This window comes from Aeromonas sobria (assembly GCF_006243315.1).
GTDB classification, from domain to species: Bacteria; Pseudomonadota; Gammaproteobacteria; order Enterobacterales; family Aeromonadaceae; genus Aeromonas; species Aeromonas sobria_A.
On record NZ_NKWE01000017.1, the window covers coordinates 114,695 to 132,845 of the forward strand.

12 protein-coding genes are annotated in these 18,151 nt (G+C 59.7%); 9 read left to right on the top strand and 3 right to left on the bottom strand.

All coding sequences use genetic code 11. The features are described from left to right. Nucleotides 1-503: 503 nt before the first annotated feature. Nucleotides 504-1,715 carry a beta-ketoacyl-ACP synthase I gene (fabB, locus tag CF137_RS04430; protein ID WP_101319878.1) on the bottom strand — a complete coding sequence of 404 codons (1,212 nt, stop codon included), beginning with the start codon at nucleotides 1,713-1,715 and terminating at the stop codon, nucleotides 504-506. A gap of 770 nt (nucleotides 1,716-2,485) precedes the next feature. On the opposite strand from fabB, the gene ygeW reads away from it, so the two are divergent. The 7 genes from ygeW to CF137_RS04465 all read left to right on the top strand — a co-directional run bounded on the left by ygeW (nucleotide 2,486) and on the right by CF137_RS04465 (nucleotide 11,374). Then, nucleotides 2,486-3,673, top strand: a complete 1,188-nt coding sequence (ygeW, locus tag CF137_RS04435; RefSeq protein WP_139718160.1) for a knotted carbamoyltransferase YgeW — start codon at nucleotides 2,486-2,488, stop codon at nucleotides 3,671-3,673. A gap of 137 nt (nucleotides 3,674-3,810) precedes the next feature. Further along, a complete protein-coding gene (dpaL, locus tag CF137_RS04440) occupies nucleotides 3,811-5,010 on the top strand; it encodes a diaminopropionate ammonia-lyase (RefSeq protein WP_139718161.1) in 1,200 nt (399 codons plus the stop codon). Between the two features lie 140 nt (nucleotides 5,011-5,150). Continuing rightward, complete coding sequence (locus CF137_RS04445) at nucleotides 5,151-6,368, top strand: YgeY family selenium metabolism-linked hydrolase (RefSeq protein ID WP_139718162.1); 1,218 nt, start codon at nucleotides 5,151-5,153, stop codon at nucleotides 6,366-6,368. Between the two features lie 119 nt (nucleotides 6,369-6,487). Continuing rightward, nucleotides 6,488-7,939, top strand: coding sequence for a dihydropyrimidinase (gene hydA / locus CF137_RS04450; RefSeq protein WP_240038509.1), 1,452 nt, complete (start codon nucleotides 6,488-6,490; stop codon nucleotides 7,937-7,939). 107 nt (nucleotides 7,940-8,046) lie between these two features. After that, entirely contained in the window at nucleotides 8,047-8,979 is a 933-nt protein-coding gene (gene arcC / locus CF137_RS04455; RefSeq protein ID WP_139718163.1) for a carbamate kinase, read from the top strand. A 212-nt stretch (nucleotides 8,980-9,191) separates the two neighbouring features. After that, on the top strand, nucleotides 9,192-10,115 hold the full coding sequence (locus CF137_RS04460) for a DMT family transporter (protein WP_139718164.1): 924 nt from the start codon (nucleotides 9,192-9,194) through the stop codon (nucleotides 10,113-10,115). A 173-nt stretch (nucleotides 10,116-10,288) separates the two neighbouring features. After that, nucleotides 10,289-11,374, top strand: coding sequence for a calcium/sodium antiporter (locus tag CF137_RS04465; RefSeq protein ID WP_139718165.1), 1,086 nt, complete (start codon nucleotides 10,289-10,291; stop codon nucleotides 11,372-11,374). Between the two features lie 195 nt (nucleotides 11,375-11,569). On the opposite strand, the gene yqeB is transcribed toward CF137_RS04465, so the two are convergent. Next, nucleotides 11,570-13,162: a selenium-dependent molybdenum cofactor biosynthesis protein YqeB gene (gene yqeB / locus CF137_RS04470; RefSeq protein ID WP_139718166.1), complete on the bottom strand. Its 1,593-nt coding sequence runs from the start codon at nucleotides 13,160-13,162 to the stop codon at nucleotides 11,570-11,572. A gap of 27 nt (nucleotides 13,163-13,189) precedes the next feature. Continuing rightward, a complete protein-coding gene (gene yqeC / locus CF137_RS04475) occupies nucleotides 13,190-14,038 on the bottom strand; it encodes a selenium cofactor biosynthesis protein YqeC (RefSeq protein WP_139718167.1) in 849 nt (282 codons plus the stop codon). 1 nt (nucleotide 14,039) lies between these two features. Between yqeC and mocA the strand changes: the two genes are divergently transcribed. Both mocA and ygfK read left to right on the top strand, forming a co-directional pair. Next, on the top strand, nucleotides 14,040-14,687 hold the full coding sequence (gene mocA / locus CF137_RS04480) for a molybdenum cofactor cytidylyltransferase (RefSeq protein WP_139718168.1): 648 nt from the start codon (nucleotides 14,040-14,042) through the stop codon (nucleotides 14,685-14,687). A 319-nt stretch (nucleotides 14,688-15,006) separates the two neighbouring features. Continuing rightward, nucleotides 15,007-18,129, top strand: coding sequence for a putative selenate reductase subunit YgfK (gene ygfK / locus CF137_RS04485; RefSeq protein ID WP_139718169.1), 3,123 nt, complete (start codon nucleotides 15,007-15,009; stop codon nucleotides 18,127-18,129). Nucleotides 18,130-18,151 lie beyond the last annotated feature (22 nt).

An 18,151-nucleotide genomic window follows, 5' to 3' on the forward strand; every position in this document is an offset into this window, starting at 1 on the left:
ACGTCACTCTTGGGGGCGATCGTCTTGTGCCAGCCACATTTGGGGCAGTGAAAGGTAGAAGGGGGCGGGGAAATAGGCATAGGATCCTCAATAAGTTCCATTTTGGTCCAACTTACCACAGTGACGGCTTGTTGAGTGCAGCTGTTTTCTGCATGTTGCATCGAAAATTCCGGTTCTTTCAGAGCGGGATTAGGTCAAATAAGGTTCTTGATGGCTAGGTCCCAATGATGTGTTGAAAGGCTCATATTGAAGTAGGCCATCAGAGATTGCAGCGTAGTTCTGGTTGAACAACGGGATGGAGATATGTGGGGTTATAGGGCGGTAGATTGGGATAAGGAGGGGATGACAGGGCGAGAAGATGCTGGGGTGATACGAATAGAGGCAAATAAAAAATCCGAAACCAACTCACGTGGTTTCGGATTTTTTCAGATCTGGAGGACCAATCAAAAGATCCCAAGCTGTTGGTGATTACGCCCTGAGGCGCTTTTTATATCACCCGGATATCAGCCTTTGAACTTACTGAACACCAGAGAGGCGTTGGTACCGCCAAAGCCAAAGCTGTTGGACATGATGGTATTGAGCTCGGCCTCTTCGTACTCGCGTACGATGGGCAGGCCTTCAGCCTTCTCGTCCAGGGTCTCGATGTTGATGCTGGGGGCAATAAAGCCGTGTTCCATCATCAGCAGGGAGTAGACAGCCTCATGCACGCCCGCGGCGCCCAGCGCATGGCCGGTCATCGCCTTGGTGGCGGAGATCTTGGGACCCTTGGTGCCAAACAGTGTCTGGATAGCTTCCAGCTCTTTGGTATCACCAACCGGAGTGGAGGTGCCGTGGGTGTTGATGTAATCAACCGTGCCAACACCTTGCATCGCCATCTTCATGCAACGCACCGCGCCTTCACCGCTCGGGGCAACCATGTCGTAGCCATCGGAGGTGGCACCGTAACCGGTCAGTTCGGCATAGATATGAGCACCACGGGCCAGCGCATGTTCCAGCTCTTCAACCACCAGAATGCCACCGCCACCGGAGATAACGAAACCATCACGGTTCGCATCATAGGTACGGGAGGCTTTTTCCGGGGTGTCGTTGTACTTGGTGGAGAGGGCGCCCATGGCGTCAAACTGGATGGTAGAGGACCAGTCCAGCTCTTCACCGCCGCCAGCGAACACCACATCCTGTTTGCCAAGCTGGATTAGCTCCATGGCGTGACCGATGCAGTGAGCAGAGGTCGCGCAGGCAGAGCTGATGGAGTAGTTGACACCCTTGATCTGGAACGGGGTCGCCAGGCAGGCAGAGGTGGTGGAAGACATGGTGCGCGGCACCATGTACGGGCCCACACGCTTGACTCCTTTCTCGCGAGCGATATCGCAAGATTCGGAGGTGTTTTTGCCGGAGGCTCCACCGGAACCAACCACCAGGCCGGTACGCTCGTTGGAGACCTGATCTTCCGGCAGACCGGCATCTTCAATGGCCTGCTGCATGGAGAGGTAGGCGTAGGCCGCAGCGTCACCCATGAAACGCATGACTTTACGGTCGATCAGTTCAGACGGCTCGAGTTTGATGTTACCCCAGACACGGCTGCGCAGGCTGTGCTGCTCGAACTGCTCGGAATAGGTGATGCCGGATTTACCTGCTTTCAGGGAGGCCAGCACTTCTTCCTTGTTGTTGCCGATACTGGAGATGACGCCGATACCGGTGATCACTGCTCTTCTCATTAATTCATCTCGTCTGGAAAAACTGGCACCAAGTCTACCCGCTTTCAGCTGCCGAACTGGTCTGCTTTCACTTAGTAGGTAGAGAAGGTGTGCTTATGGTGAGTGCGAGAGCTTATCACGCTGCCTATCAGGTGTCAGTAACGGGAGAGCTCATCCATCTGTCGTGGCACAGTGAACGCCTTGTGATCTCAATCAACCCGGCAGCCGGGCGTAGCTGCGGGCCTGCGACAGTGAACAACCGCTGCAACCCACCAGGCAAACACGGGGAGCTGCGCTATTGAGTCATGCCTCGCCCCAATGTGATGAGCGCCGATGTGCTGAAGATGAAAGGTTGCGCCGGGACGGCGTTGCCCTTGGGACTGTCTCCCGGGGCCCGGGATATATAACGCAGATATCAACGCACTCTGTTGAATTCTCATAATGATAATGGTCAGCCAGATTATATCATTTCAACCCCGGTAGAACGGGCCGAATGATAATTCTCACCCCATCGGGAGAGGCAATTTATTTATGATCATCTGGTGAGTGATGAGTCGGCCAGAGGTATCTGGCGTTTTATGGAATAAACCGCTGAAATAGCCGCTGTTTTTGTGGTTGGCATCACATACTTTCGCCATTTATTAATATCTGCCTGCATTTTATTGGTTTGGCACGGTTATTGATTGCCTTACATCGACGCTAACCGATGAGCTCACCCACAACCGGGATGCTGGTGACATCGTGAGTGAAAGGGGAGCTATCCATATCTCATCCAATGATTGGGGCGAACGATGAAAGCAGTTAACGAATTAATCAAAGAGATCAGAGCACTCAAATCCAACCTGCATGAAAAAGATTTTCTGCTGACTTGGGAGCAAACCCCTCAGGAGCTGGAGCTGGTATTGAAACTGGCCGAATCCCTCAAGACCCTGCGCGCCGAAAATATCTGCACCAAACTGTTTAATAGCGGGCTCGGTATCTCGGTTTTCCGCGATAACTCCACCCGAACCCGCTTCTCTTATGCCTCTGCCCTCAACCTGCTCGGTCTGGCGCAACAGGATCTGGATGAGGGCAAATCCCAGATCGCCCACGGCGAGACTGTCCGTGAAACCGCCAACATGATCTCGTTTTGCGCCGATGCCATCGGGATCCGTGACGACATGTTCCTCGGTGCCGGTAACGCCTATATGCGTGAAGTGGGCGCCGCACTGGATGAAGGGTTCGAGAAGGGAGTGCTGCCCCAGCGTCCGGCACTGGTCAACCTGCAGTGCGACATTGATCACCCGACCCAGTCCATGGCTGATCTCGCCTGGTTGCAGGAGCACTTCGGCAGTCTGGAGAGCCTCAAGGGCAAGAAGATTGCCATGACCTGGGCCTACTCCCCCAGCTACGGCAAGCCGCTCTCCGTACCGCAGGGCATCATAGGTCTGATGACCCGTTTCGGCATGGACGTGACCCTGGCCCACCCGGAAGGGTATGACCTGATCCCGGACGTGATCGAAGTAGCCAAAGAGAATGCCAAAGCCTCCGGCGGCAGCTTTCGTCAGGTCACCTCCATGGAAGAGGCGTTCAAGGGTGCCGATATCGTCTATCCCAAGTCCTGGGCCCCCTACAAGGTAATGGAGCAGCGTACCGAGCTGCTGCGTGCCAATGACCACGCTGGCCTCAAAGATCTGGAGAAACACTGTCTGGAGCAGAACGCCAAGCACAAGGATTGGCACTGCACCGAGCAGATGATGACCCTTACCAAGGGTGGCGAGGCGCTCTATATGCACTGCCTGCCCGCCGATATTTCCGGTGTCTCCTGCAAAGAGGGTGAAGTGACCGAAGGGGTATTCGAGAAATACCGTATCGCCACTTATAAAGAGGCGAGCTGGAAGCCCTATATTATCGCCGCCATGATCATGGCCCGTAAATTCTCCGCCCCGGCAGAAACCCTGGAAAATCTGATTAAAGAGGCGCAAAAGCGGGTGAAATAAATAACGGCAGGGCAGGGTGGATATTCATCCTGCCCACGCTGTCGAATTCATTATTTCGAGTTTTCTCCCCGTGGCATCTGAATAACGGATCTCCCGGCGAGGCAGCTCTTTGTCAGGTAACGCCTAGTGAGGTAAGCATGTCCCAATTTTCTCTGAAGATGGATATTGCCGATAACCGCTTTTTTACCGCCGAGCCATCACCGCTGTTTTCCCGTGTTGAAGCACAAAAGGCTCGTGCCTTTCATAAAAAACTGGCCGGTTATGAGCCGACCCCCCTGTGCGACCTTATCGATCTGGCCGCCTATATCGGGGTGAAAAATATATTGGTCAAGGACGAGTCAAAGCGCTTTGGCCTCAATGCCTTCAAGATGCTGGGTGGTGTTTATGCCATCGCCAACCTGCTCTGTGAAAAGTACGGGGTGGCCATCGAGGATTTCTCCTTCGATCTGATCAAACGCACCATCAAGGAGCCGATGACCTTCGCCACCACCACCGATGGCAACCACGGCCGCGGCGTTGCCTGGGCCGCCAAACAGGTGGGCCAGCATGCGGTGGTCTACATGCCCAAGGGCTCGGCGCAGGAGCGGGTGGATCACATCCTGAATTTGGGTGCCGAGTGCATCGTCACCGACATGAACTACGACGACACAGTGCGCCTGACCATGAAGATGGCCGAAGAGCGCGGCTGGCACATAGTGCAAGACACCGCCTGGGAGGGTTACACCAAGATCCCGACCTGGATCATGCAGGGCTACTCCACCCTGGCCGACGAAGCGGTCGAGCAGATGCAGGATATGGGCATCAAGCAGCCGACCCACGTGCTGCTGCAGGCCGGGGTCGGGGCGCTGGCGGGCGGGGTGCTCGGTTATCTGGTGGACTGCTTCGGGGCGAGAAACCTGCACAGCATAGTTATCGAGCCGGATCAGGCTGACTGTATCTACCGCTCCGGCGTGGCGGGGGAGATGGTTAACGTGGGGGGCGATATGCGCACCATCATGGCCGGTCTCGCCTGCGGCGAACCTAATCCGCTCGGTTGGCCGCTGCTCAAGAGCTGCACCACCCAGTTCATCTCCTGCCACGACAAGGTGTCGGCGCTGGGCATGCGGGTGCTGGGCAACCCCCTTGGCAATGATCCCCGCATCATCTCCGGCGAATCCGGCTCGGTCGGCACCGGCGTGCTGGCGGCGGTGCGTCACCACCCGGATCGCGCGGCGCTGATGGCGCGTCTCGGGCTGGATAGCAACTCGGTGGTACTGATCATCAACACCGAAGGGGATACCGACGTGAAGCACTACCGCGAAGTGGTGTGGGAAGGCAAACATCCAGCCTGCGACTAACCCCGGCTGCGAGTAATTCCCTGCAAGAGCAGAAACACGAATTGAAGAACTGATCGCGCCTCGCCAACGGGGCGCGGTAACGGGCACAGGGCGCTGTCGACGAACAGGCCGCGCACTCTCAGTTGTTATGGAGAATCACAATGAGCAAGCAAATTCCGTTTGAAATGGTGTTGGAGAAGGCCTACCAGTACAAGGCCGAGATGAGTCAGTTCCTGCGCGATATGATCGCCATCCCGAGTGAAAGCTGCGACGAAGAGCGGGTAGTGCTGCGCATCAAGCAGGAGATGGAGAAGGTTGGTTTCGACAAGGTCGAGATTGACCCCATGGGCAACGTGCTGGGCTATATCGGCCACGGCCCGCACCTGATCGCCATGGATGCCCACATCGATACCGTCGGGGTCGGCAACCGCGCCAACTGGACCTTCGACCCCTATGAGGGGATGGAAGATCACGAGATCATCGGCGGTCGCGGCGCATCTGACCAAGAAGGGGGCATGGCCTCCATGGTCTATGCCGGCAAGATCATCAAGGATCTGGGGCTGGAAGATAAATACACCCTGCTGGTGACTGGCACCGTGCAGGAAGAAGACTGCGACGGTCTGTGCTGGCAGTACATCATAGAGCAGAGCAAGATCCGCCCCGAGTTCGTGGTCAGTACCGAACCGACCGATTGCCAGATCTACCGTGGCCAGCGTGGCCGCATGGAGATCCGCGTGGAAGTTCAGGGTGTCAGCTGCCACGGCTCTGCGCCGGAGCGCGGTGACAACGCCATCTTCAAAATGGGCCCGATCCTCGGTGAGTTGCAGGCGCTGAGTCACAACCTCGGCAATGACGACTTCCTCGGCAAGGGCACCCTGACTGTCTCCGAGATCTTCTTCACTTCACCAAGCCGCTGCGCCGTGGCGGACAGCTGCGCCGTTTCCATCGACCGCCGCCTCACCTGGGGCGAGAGCTGGCAAGGTGCGCTGGATGAGATCCGCGCCCTGCCTGCGGTACAAGCCGCCGGTGCCGAGGTCTCCATGTACCAGTACGACCGTCCGGCCTACACCGGCCTGGTTTACCCGACCGAGTGCTACTTCCCGACCTGGAAGGTGGAAGAGGATCACATCACAGTCCGTACCCTCTCCAAGGCTTATACCCAGCTGTTTCGCAAGGAGCCGGTGGTGGACAAGTGGACCTTCTCGACCAACGGGGTCTCCATCATGGGTCGCCACGGCATTCCGGTCATCGGCTTTGGCCCGGGTAAAGAGCCCGAAGCCCACGCGCCGAACGAGAAGACCTGGAAAGAGCATCTGGTCAAGTGCGCCGCTATGTACGCCGTGATCCCCATGCTCTATCTGGCCGAGCTGGACAAGTAAGGGGGCTGCCGGGCGGTGACCGCTATCGCCGCCCGGCTGTTGCAAGTGTGGCAAGTGCCCCGTCTGTGTTGAGGCGGGGCCTTGCTGTTTGACGCGATGGGAGGTTTGAGGTGGTGGGGATGAAACGGCTGATCAAAAACGGTGTGCTGGTCGACTCGGAGGGTGAGTATCGTCAGGATCTGCTGATCGATAACGGGGTGATCCGCGCGCGTGCCGCCGATATCCAGCCCGATGGCGAGACCGAGGTGATCGATGCCAGCGGCTGCTACGTGATGCCGGGCGGCATCGACGTCCACACCCACTTCAACATCGATGTGGGGATTGCCCGCAGTTGCGATGACTTTTTCAGCGGTACCCGTGCCGCCGCCTGTGGTGGCACTACCACCATTGTCGATCACATGGGATTTGGCCCGGCGGGGTGCAATCTGCATCACCAGCTGGCCCGCTATCACGATTACGCCGCCGATCAGGCGGTGATCGACTACAGCTTTCATGGCGTGATCCAGCATGTGGATGACGCCATCCTCCACGAAATGGCCGCCATGGTGCAGGAGGAGGGGATCAGCAGCTTCAAGCTCTACCTCACCTACCAGTACAAGCTGGGGGACCATGACGTGCTGCGCGCCCTGGCCCGCCTCAAAGAGGTGGGGGCGCTCGCCACCGTCCACCCCGAGAACGATGCCGCCATCACGGCGCGCCGTGCGGCCCTGCTGGCCGCGGGCCACCATGAACCCTGGTATCACCCGCAGAGCCGTCCGCTGGAGTGCGAGGCGGAGGCGATCGCCCGGATGATCAATCTGGCGGGGCTGGCGGGCAATGCGCCGCTCTATATCGTCCACCTCTCCAACGGACTGGGGCTGGAGTATCTGAAACTGGCGCGCCGTCAGGGTCAGCCGGTCTGGGTGGAGACCTGCCCGCAATATCTGCTGCTTGATGACAGCTGCTACTACCGCGAAGACGGGGTCGACTTCCTGCTGAGCCCGCCGCTGCGCGGGCGCAGCGAGCAGGACAAGCTGTGGGTCGGCATCGCTGCTGGCGATATCGATACGGTGGCGACCGATCACTGCAACTTCTCCCACGCCCAGCGCATGACCCTGTCAGGCGGTGATTTCAGCCGCTGCCCCAATGGCTTACCCGGGGTCGAGAACCGGATGCTGCTGCTGTTTGCCCACGGTGTGCTCGGCGGGCGCATCTCGCCCTCGCGCTTTGTGGCGCTCACCAGCGCCAATTCGGCGCGCCTGTTTGGCCTCTGGCCGCGCAAGGGCAACTTGCAACCAGGGGCCGACGCCGATCTGGTGCTGATGGATCCCCGTGGCGAGACCCTGATCCGCCATGCCGCGCTGCACGACAACGGCGACTACAGCCCCTACGAGGGGATGCGCTGCCTGGGCCAGATCAGGATGACCCTGAGTCGCGGCGAGATCGTGGCCCGCGACGGCGAATTTACCGGACAACGGGGTCACGGCCGCTTTTTGGCGCGGGCACCTTTTGATCCGCAGCTGGTTGATCCGCTGCTGGGCAAAGCGGTCAGTGCGCCATCCCCTTGCGCCACACAGTTGGCAACTCGCTAGGGTGGGGCCGTTTTTGCCGCTGCAAGAACGGTATAAACAGCACAGCAATAGACAGAACAACCGAGCCGGAATGACGCCGGCCCACCCTTATCATCGGAGAGCACAAGATGAAACAGCGTATCGTACTGGCCCTGGGGGGCAACGCTCTGGGTAACAACCTGCCCGAGCAGATGAAGGCGGTGCAGAGCACGGCGGGCACCATCGCCGACCTGATCGCCCAGGGGCACGAAGTGGTGGTCACCCACGGCAACGGACCGCAGGTGGGGATGATCCAGCAGGCGTTCGAGGTGGCGGCCCGCCACGAGCCCAAGTCCCCCCATCTGCCGATGTCGGTCTGCGTGGCCCTGAGTCAGGGCTACATCGGTTATGACCTGCAAAACGCCCTGCGCGAAGCGCTGCTTGCGCGCGGCATCCACAAGCCGGTCGCTACTCTGGTGACGCAAGTTGAGGTGGATAAAAACGACCCCGCCTTCCTCGATCCGAGCAAACCCATCGGCGGTTTCTTCAGCAAGGAGGAGGCCGAGGTACTGATGGCGCAGGGGGAGCATCTCAAGGAGGACGCCGGTCGTGGTTATCGCCGGGTGGTGGCATCCCCCAAGCCCATTAACATCATCGAAAAAGAGACAGTTACCGCCATGCTGGCCGCCGGTCAGGTGGTGATCACCGTCGGGGGGGGCGGTATTCCGGTGCTGCGCGAAGGCAACCACCTGCGCGGTGCCAGTGCGGTGATCGACAAGGATTGGGCCAGTGCCAAGCTGGCGGAGCTGATCGATGCCGACATGCTGATCATCCTCACCGCAGTGGAGAAGGTGGCCATCAACTTCGGCAAGCCCGATGTGCAGTGGCTCGATCAGCTGAGCGTGGGGGATGCCAACAGCTTTATCGCTCAGGGGCAGTTTGCCAAGGGCTCTATGTTGCCCAAGGTGGAGGCGGCGCTCTCGTTCGCCAGCTCCCTGCCGGGGCGCAAATCCCTGATCACCTTGCTGGAGAAGGCTGCCGAGGGGATCGCTGGCAAGACCGGCACCCTGATCAGCCTGTAGCGTGCTGCGCGATGGCAGCTTGATAGACAGGGGGCCTTGGCCCCCTGCTGTTTTTGGCACGGGCGCCACCGTGGCTGAGGTCGATTTGCCCGCAGGCTATTTGCCACGTAGATCGTGGGCAGCCCGCCAGCACAGGGGTAAGATGGCCACCCCGATAAGGGATTGACCAACCCGCAGAAAAAGGCGTAAGGCAGAGCAATGCGTGGTACGAAATGAGCACAAAGATCAATATGGCGGCGCTGGTGGGGTTAATCCTGCTCACCGCCATCTGGAGTTACAGCTGGATCGTGATGAAGCAGGTGATGCTCTATGCGGGGGCCTTCGAGTTTACCGCCCTGCGCTGCCTGTGCGGTTCCCTGGTGTTATTGCTGGTGCAGGCCCTGCGCGGGCGCCGTTATCTCAAACCCACCCCGTTTCGCTACACCCTGGCCATCGCCCTGTTCCAGACCTGCGGCATGGTGGGGTTGGCCCAGTGGGCGCTTATCAGCGGCGGGGCGGGCAAGGTGGCCATTTTGAGTTACACCATGCCGTTCTGGGTGGTGATCCTCGCGGCGCTGTTTCTCGGGGAGCGGTTGCGCAAGCTGCACTATCTGGCGGTCGGGGTGGCGGCCTGCGGGCTGCTGTTGGTGATCCAGCCCTGGCTGCTGCACCTTGAATCCCTCAAGAGCGCGCTGCTGGGGATTGCCTCCGGCATCTGCTGGGGGATCAGCGCCATCATCGCCAAGCGGATGTATGCCCGCCACCCCGGAGTGGATCTGATGTCCCTCACCACCTGGCAGATGATCTACGCCACCGTGGTGATGGCGCTGGTGGCGGCGCTGGTGCCGGAGCGGCCCATCGATTGGCAGCCCTACGTGATGGGGGCGCTGGCCTATAGCGCCATTTTTGCCACCGCCATCGCCTGGAGTCTCTGGCTGTTTGTGCTGAAAAAATTGCCGGCAGGGGTAGCCAGCCTCAGCACCCTGGCGGTGCCGGTGACCGGCGTGCTGCTCTCCTGGTGGCTGCTTGGGGAAAACCCGGGGCCGGTGGAGGGGAGCGGCATCGCCCTTATCGTGCTGGCGCTGTTGGTGATCAGCCGCAAGGGCAAGCGCTCCGTGGTGTCGGTGGCGGGGGAGACCCGCATCAAGCACGGTTGAGCGGTCAGCGATCCGGCGCTGGGGCTAATCTGGCGTGGTTCAAGGTGCTCTTAAAAGAGCCCGCGACAGCAGACCCGCCTCTCGTTACAATGGCGCTACATAGCTGCGTTGGCGCGCAGGTATATGATTCAATGTGATTATTTCAACGAACTTAACGGCAAGGATGAAACCGTATGATGACGCTGATGTGGTTGGCCATAGGCCTGGTGTGTCTGGTGGTGGGGGCTGAATCTCTGGTGCGGGGTGCATCGCGCCTCGCCACCATGATGGGTATCTCCCCGCTGGTGGTGGGATTGACCATAGTAGCTTTTGGGACCAGTGCCCCTGAACTGGCGGTGAGCATTCAGTCTGGCCTCGAGGGACAGGCGGGTATCGCGGTGGGTAACGTGGTCGGCAGCAATATCTTCAACGTGCTGTTTATTCTCGGCGTCTCGGCCTTGATCGTGCCGTTGGTGGTCTCCCAGCAGTTGGTGCGTTTCGATGTGCCCTTGATGATCGCCATTTCACTGCTGGTGCTGATGTTTGGTTGGGATGGCCGTATCTCTTTCTTCGAAGGTGCCTTGCTGTTTGCCGGTATCGTTGCTTACACCGTCTTTCTGTTTGTCCAGAGCCGCCGTGAAACCAAGGCCGTGCAGGCCGAGTATGAGCAGGAGTTTGGCCAAAAAGAGCCGGTGACCCCGGCAAGCTTGCCCCGTAACCTGTGCTTTATCGTGGCAGGATTGGGGCTGTTGATCCTGGGCTCCCGGCTGCTGGTCGGCAGCGCGGTAGAGATTGCCCACTACTTCGGGGTGAGCGACCTGGTGATTGGCCTCACCATAGTGGCAGCCGGTACCTCGCTGCCGGAAGTGGTGACCTCCATCGTTGCCGCCCTGCGCGGTGAGCGGGATATCGCGGTGGGTAACGTGGTAGGCAGCAATATTTTCAATATTCTCTGCGTACTGGGGCTTACCTCCATGGTGACGCCGGGAGGGCTTGAGGTGTCGGCCACCGCCCTGCAGTTCGATATTCCGGTGATGATTGCGGTGGCGATCGCCTGCCTGCCCATCTTCTTTACCGGTTACACCATCGCCCGCTGGGAAGGGGCGCTGTTTCTGGCCTTTTACATCGGCTACACCACCTGGCTTATCCTGCACGCCACATCCAGTCCGCTGCAAAGCCAGTTCAGTGCGGCGCTTATCGGCTTCGTGTTACCCCTGACGGCGATTACCCTGGCGGTGCTGGCGTTTCGTGCCTGGCGTTTGCAGCGGGTCACGCCGTGATACATGTTTGAGCGCAGTAACGCGACCGACCAAAAAAGCCCCACCTTGACGGTGGGGCTTTCCTTTGTGTGGCGGGTTGCGAGTCAGCGACGCGTTGCTCATTCCTTATCTGCGCTTGGCCAAGTGCATCATGGCTTCCAGCACGGCGCCGCCAGTAGATAACGCGGGCCTTGCCGACAGGTTGTGAGTCGGCCCTTATCTGCGCTTGGCCAAATGCATCATGGCTTCGAGCACGGCGCCGCCAATAGCGCGGGCCTTGTCAGAGACAGTAGTCGCATCGGCGCGCTCGCCGCGGGGGTCGATATCGCCAATCTTGAAGCCTACCGGCACCTCGATACCATCGCTCAGCAACCCCCGCACCATGCCCGAGAGCGGCGCGATAATGGGGGTATCCCCCACATGGGCAATCACATCCCCCTCCTGCACCAGATCGCCGAGCTTGATCAGGCTCTTCATCACCCCGGGGGCGGGGGCGCGCACCACCCGACGGGCGGAGTGTCCCTCAATCACCCCGGGAATGCCGGTATTGGGCTGGGCGGGGCCCTGATAGATGACCCGCCCCAGATGGTGGCCGCGGTTGGTCTCGATCACTGCATCGCAGTCGCGCCCCGCTTCAAAGCCCGGGCCGAGGGCCACCGTGATGGGGGCCATCTCCTTGTGAGTGCCGAGGTTCTGCTTGGCCAGGATGGCATCCACCAGATAGCGGGGCTTGAGCTCACTCAGGGTTGCGCAGTCGGGGTCAACCAGCAGCGGGATAATGCCCCGATCCAGCTGCTCGAACGCCTGCTCGATACTCTCGACCCGCTTGGCGCGCACTCCCTCGACGCTGGTTTCGCCGTCAAACATCCCTTGGGCGAAGGCGACGGTGCGGCGGATCACCGTGGGTTTGTCGAGATCCAGCATCACCACCTTGAAACCGGCATTGTGCAGCCGCAGCGCCACCCCGGTGGCGATATCGCCGGAGCCGCGCATCACCACCAGTTGATCCCGCTTGAGGCGCACATCATCCTGCATCAGGCCACCTGCCTTGCCGTTTTTCACCTGGAGCAGCTCGGCGAGGATGCTGATGGCGATCTCCTCGGGGGTTTCGGCACCTATGTTGTAGCCGATAGGGGCGTGCAAGCGCTGCAGTTGCTGCTGACTCACCCCTTGCTGGCGCAGGGCCTGGGTGAAGGTCTGCACCTTGCGCTTGCTGGCGAGCAGCCCCAGATAGGCGAGGGGACGGCTGATCAGTCGATCCAGCGCCTCCTTGTCCTGATGGTTGGTGGCGATGATGACGAAGTTGGCGGGCTCGATGGCCAGCGCCTCGATCACCGCGCTGATGGTATCGGCCTGCTTGAGATGAGTACCGGCGGGAAAGTGATCGGGGTTGAGGCTCCCTTCAAAGCAGTCGCCCACATGGATATCAAAGCCGAGCGGCGCGGCGGCATGGGCCAGCGCCCGGTTGACGTGACCGGCGCCGATCAGTACCAGACGGGGGCGCAGGCCGTAGACATCGATATAGACCGACATGGCGCCACCGCAATCCGACCCCACCGCATGCTCGCCGTTGCGGGCCATCCGGCCGTGGAAGATGCGCGGCTTGCGCTCGGCAATGGCTGCCACCGCCTCTTCGATCACCAGCCGCTCTATCATGCCGCCGCCTATGGTGCCGAGGATCTGGCCATCGGCCATCACCAGCATCTGGGCTTGATGGCGGGGCGTAGAGCCACGGCTCTCGATGATCTGGGCAATGGCGAACGGGGTGTTAGCTTGTTCCAGTCGGGCTGCGTGTGAAAAAAGATTCATAAGGTACCTCTTCTTATCCTTAAACCATCATGGGCGAGGCGGCTGTGCCTCATCCTGGGCGAAGTAGCCGAGTGCGTGGCGAATGGGCTGTGGCTCGCGAACCGCCCCCTGCCAGATGGCGTGGAGCTCGGGATGGCGGGCCAGCAGCTTTATCAAGTGCGGTTGCCATGACGCCTCATTTTGATAATCGCCATTGATAAACCAGATCCGGCGCGCCCTGGCCGGGGTGCCCTTGAACACCCCCTGCGGGTGGGCGAGCAGCTGGTGAAACAGCGCCCAGTCGAGGGGGCCACCGGCCTCTATCCCGCACAGGGCCTGAAGCTCGGCCCAGCGGTGGATCTGTTGCGGGTCGGCCTTGGCCCCCACCACGGCGCCACCCGTCAGGGCGATCACCCAATCACTGCTCTGGGGAATGCAAGGTTCGTGCAAAGCGGGCACTTTCAATAACTTGTGATTGGCGCCATCCGCTTCGACCAGGATGAGATCGAAGCGCTGCTGCCCCTTGATGAGATCGATCTGCTGGGGTGTGGGGCCCGCCACCTTGCCGCTGGCCTGATCGATATGGCTGAACAGGGCGACCAGGGTCGGTTCATCGGGCAGTTGCTGACAGCGGGTCAGCTGGCGGATGGGATCCGTTTCCAGGATCAATTCCCGATAGTGTGACGGGGCAGGCAGAAACATCCGGGTGGTGGTGGTAATTAGCACCCTCTTACCCTGTTTATAAAAGTATTCCGCCAGCCAGAACAGGGTGCTGGTTTTGCCCCCGGCGCCGCAAAGGCTAATTAAGGTGGTATGGCTATCAATATTTTTGGTGAGCGGGTTTAATAGCAGTTCTATATCTGGAAATGCGACAGCAACAGCGTGTGGTAGCGACATAATGACGACCGAAATAAATATCGAAGGGAGTGGAAAACAACGTTGCCAGGAACAAGTGCAGTGTGACTGTATAATAACGGCGGCGGGTTTATCTTCCCGAATGGGTACCTGGAAAATGATGCTACCTTATTGCCAGGGGACAATGCTTGATGCAAGTCTCAAAAATGCCCTGGCCTTTTGTCAGCGGGTTATTCTGGTGGTGGGCCATCGTGGCGAGGAGCTTCAAGCGCGCTACCTTGCGCGGCCGGATATTGTTGTCGTCCACAACCCCGACTATCAGCAGGGGCTGGGCAGCTCCATCCGCTGCGCTCTGGCGGCCAGTGATGCAGACTACCTCTTTATCAGCCACGGGGATCTCCCCTGTATCCCGCGCGATGTCTATCAACAGTTATGGCTGGCACGGGGCCATGAGGCGCTCTTTCCCACCTTTCAGGGGGAGGCGGGCCACCCGGTGTTGCTGCCAAAATCCCTTGCCCGCGAGCTGGCTGCAGCCCCAGTGCAGCCGTCGGTACGGCGCTGGTTGCAACGGCATCCCCACCGTCTGGTGCCGGTCGACAGCCCCGCCATTCTGTTTGATGTGGATACCCCGCAGCGCTATCAGGCGCTGCTGGGCGGCGTACTGGAAAATGAGCGCGAGCGCGCGAAATAACCTGTTTTAAAAACATAACGGGGAGATAAATGGCGTATCAAAGTGATATTTCTCGCGTTTGAGTTGATAGGGTGAGCTCTTTTTAATCCACTCATCAAGTAAATTCCAGAGTGATTGATAACTACTCGCAACACCCATAATGGTGGCGTCACAAATCCCCCTCATTAATTGGAGCTGCCTCACGCTTTTACCCTAAAAAATAGGTTTATAACTGGTGTGGCCTGATAGTTGCTCCTCTCCTTGCCAAGGGGTAAAGCCCGTGCGGGATACCCCATTTATTCATGCTGCCAATGGGCAGAACAGCTGCAAGGAGATTGCCATGGGCGATATTATGCGACCCGTTCCGTTCAAGAACCTTCTGACCCGTATTTTCGCGGAATATAAAGAGAGTCAGAGTATTTTCGGTATTCCCGCCGCGCAATTTTATCGCAAGCAGGACGAGCGCAAGATCAAGGTGTTCGGTGAAACCTGCGAAACCCCCATAGGTCCGGCGGCTGGCCCCCATACTCAGCTGGCCCAGAATATCGTCACCTCCTGGCTGACCGGCGGGCGCTTTATCGAGCTCAAGACGGTGCAGATCCTGGACCGTCTCGAACTGGCAAAGCCCTGCATTGATGCCGAGGATGAGTGCTTCAACACCGAGTGGTCCACCGAGTTCACCCTACCCAAGGCGTTCGACGAGTACCTGAAAGCCTGGTTTGCCCTCTATCTGCTGGAGGAGGTGTTTGACCCGCGTCTTGATGGAGAGGCCAAGTCCTTCATCTTCAACATGAGCGTGGGGTACAACCTCGACGGCATCAAACAGCCGCCGATGCAGCAGTTCATCCACAGCCTGAAGGATGCCAGCACCAGCCCGAAATTTGCCGAGTATCAGCAAGTGGTGCGCGAACTGGTGGCCGACGAGCAGTTTATCGCCGATCTGGGATTGGGTGCCCGCCGCGATCGTCTGCAACAACTGGCGGATCGCATTCCAGCCGATATGGTGCACGGCCTCACCCTCTCCACCATGCACGGCTGCCCGCCCAACGAGATTGAGGCCATCTGCCGCTACATGCTGGAAGAGAAGGGGCTCAACACCTTCGTCAAACTCAACCCGACCCTGCTGGGCTACCCGCGGGTGCGCGAGATCCTCGACACCTGCGGCTTTGATTACATTGGTCTGAGCGAAGAGTCGTTCGATCATGACCTCAAGCTGGATCAGGCCAAGGCCATGTTGGCCCGCTTGATTGCACTGGGGGTCGAGAAGGGGCTCACCTTCGGGGTCAAACTCACCAACACCCTCGGCACCATCAACCGTAAAGGGGCGCTGCCCGGCGATGAGATGTACATGTCTGGCCGTGCGCTGTTCCCGCTCTCCATCAACGTAGCGGCCGTACTCTCCCGAGCCTTCGATGGCAAGCTGCCCATCTCCTACTCGGGCGGCGCCAGCAAGTTTAATATCGCGGAGATCTTCGAGACCGGCATTCGCCCCATCACCATGGCCACCGACCTGCTCAAGCCGGGTGGCTACCTGCGCCAGATTGAGTGCCTCAAAGAGATCGACTCGTCGGGCAGCTGGGGCATGAGTCAGGTGGATGTGGCCAAGCTGGAGGCGCTGGCCGCCAAGGCGCTCACCATGGATTACACCCAGAAGGAGTGGAAGTCCGACGATCGTATCGAAGTGGGCGGCGGTCTGCCGCTGACCGACTGCTACGTCGCGCCGTGTGTGACCGCGTGCGCCGTGCATCAGGATATCCCCGAGTACATTCGCCTGATGGGCGAGGGGGAGTATGTGGCTGCGCTGGAACTCATCTATCAGCGCAACGCCTTGCCCGCCATCACCGGCCATATTTGCGATCACCAGTGCCAGTACAACTGCACCCGTCTGGATTACGACAGCCCGCTCAATATCCGCGAGCTCAAGAAGGTCGCGCTCGAGCGCGGCTGGGAAGGGTACAAGGCGCGCTGGCACAAACCGGCAGGCAGCGGTGACAAGCACCCGGTTGCGGTGATTGGTGCAGGCCCGGCCGGTCTCTCCGCCGGTTACTTCCTGGCCCGCGCCGGTCATCCGGTCACCGTGTTCGAGCGTGAAGCGGATGCCGGTGGCGTGGTTAAACACATCATCCCCGAGTTCCGCATCCCGGCGGAGCTTATCCAGCACGACATCGACTTTGTCGCTGCTCACGGGGTCAAGTTCGAGTTTGGTTGCGATCCGGCGCTCACCGTCGACAAACTGCATGCCCAGGGCTTTACCTATGTCTTCGTCGGCATCGGTGCCGACAAGAATGGCGGCATGCGTCTCGAAGGGGGTCATGATCGGGTCTACAAGTCCTTCAACTTCCTGCGCAGCTTCAATCAGGGCAAACCGCTGCCGCTGGGCCGCCATGTGGCGGTGATCGGCGCCGGCAACACCGCCATGGATTGCGCCCGCGCCGCCCTCAAGGTGCCGGGGGTGAGCGATGTGACCGTGATCTACCGTCGCAGCGAAAAAGAGATGCCTGCTTACCGTGAGGAGTATCTGGAAGCGGTGGAAGATGGGGTGCGTTTTTGCTTCCTCACCAATCCGGAGCGCTTTGACAAAGATGGCAAGCTTGTCGTGCGGATGATGGCGCTGGGGGAACCTGACGAGCAGGGCCGCCGCCGTCCTGTGCCCACCGAGCAGACCGAAGTGATGCAGATGGATGCGCTGATCACCGCCATCGGCGAGCAGCCAGATTGCGAAGTATTGAAAGCCATGGGCATTCCCCTGGGTAGTGATGGCTGGCCCGAGGTGGATAGCCAGAGCGGTGAAACCAGCCGTCGCAACGTCTTCCTGATTGGTGACGTGCAGAGCGGCCCGTCCTCCATCGTCGGTGCCATCGGGGGTGCCCGCCGCGCCGCGGATCTGGTGCTCTCCCGCGAGCATATCGCTGGCGGCCAGGCCGAGGTATCAATCCAGCCGTCGGGCAAGGATGAGATCTATCGTCGCAAGGGGAGCATCGCCGTCACCCTGGTCGACAAGAGCGAGCGGGAGGCCTTTGTGGCGCAAGAGGCGCACCGTTGCCTCGAGTGCAACTACCTCTGCAGCAAGTGCGTGGATGTCTGCCCCAACCGGGCCAACGTCGCTATCGCGGTGCCGGGCTTCAAGGACCAGTTCCAGACATTGCACCTGGATGCCTACTGCAACGAGTGCGGCAATTGCGCCCAGTTCTGCCCGTGGCAGGGCAAGCCCTATCAGGACAAGGTCACCATCTTCAGCCTGCCAGAGGACTTCGACAACAGCCGCAACCCCGGTTTCTATCTGGCCCAAACCGGCGAAGGGTGTGGTGAGCTGCAGGTGCGTCAGGATGGCGAGACCTATCGCCTGACCATAGACGCCCAGAGCCGGATCAAGGATGCGCCAGCAGCCCTCGGCGACATGTGCCGCATCATCAGCCATGTCCACGCCCATCACCACTACCTGCTGGGGGCCGTTGAGGCCTGAGCGAATAACGAATAAGCGAAGG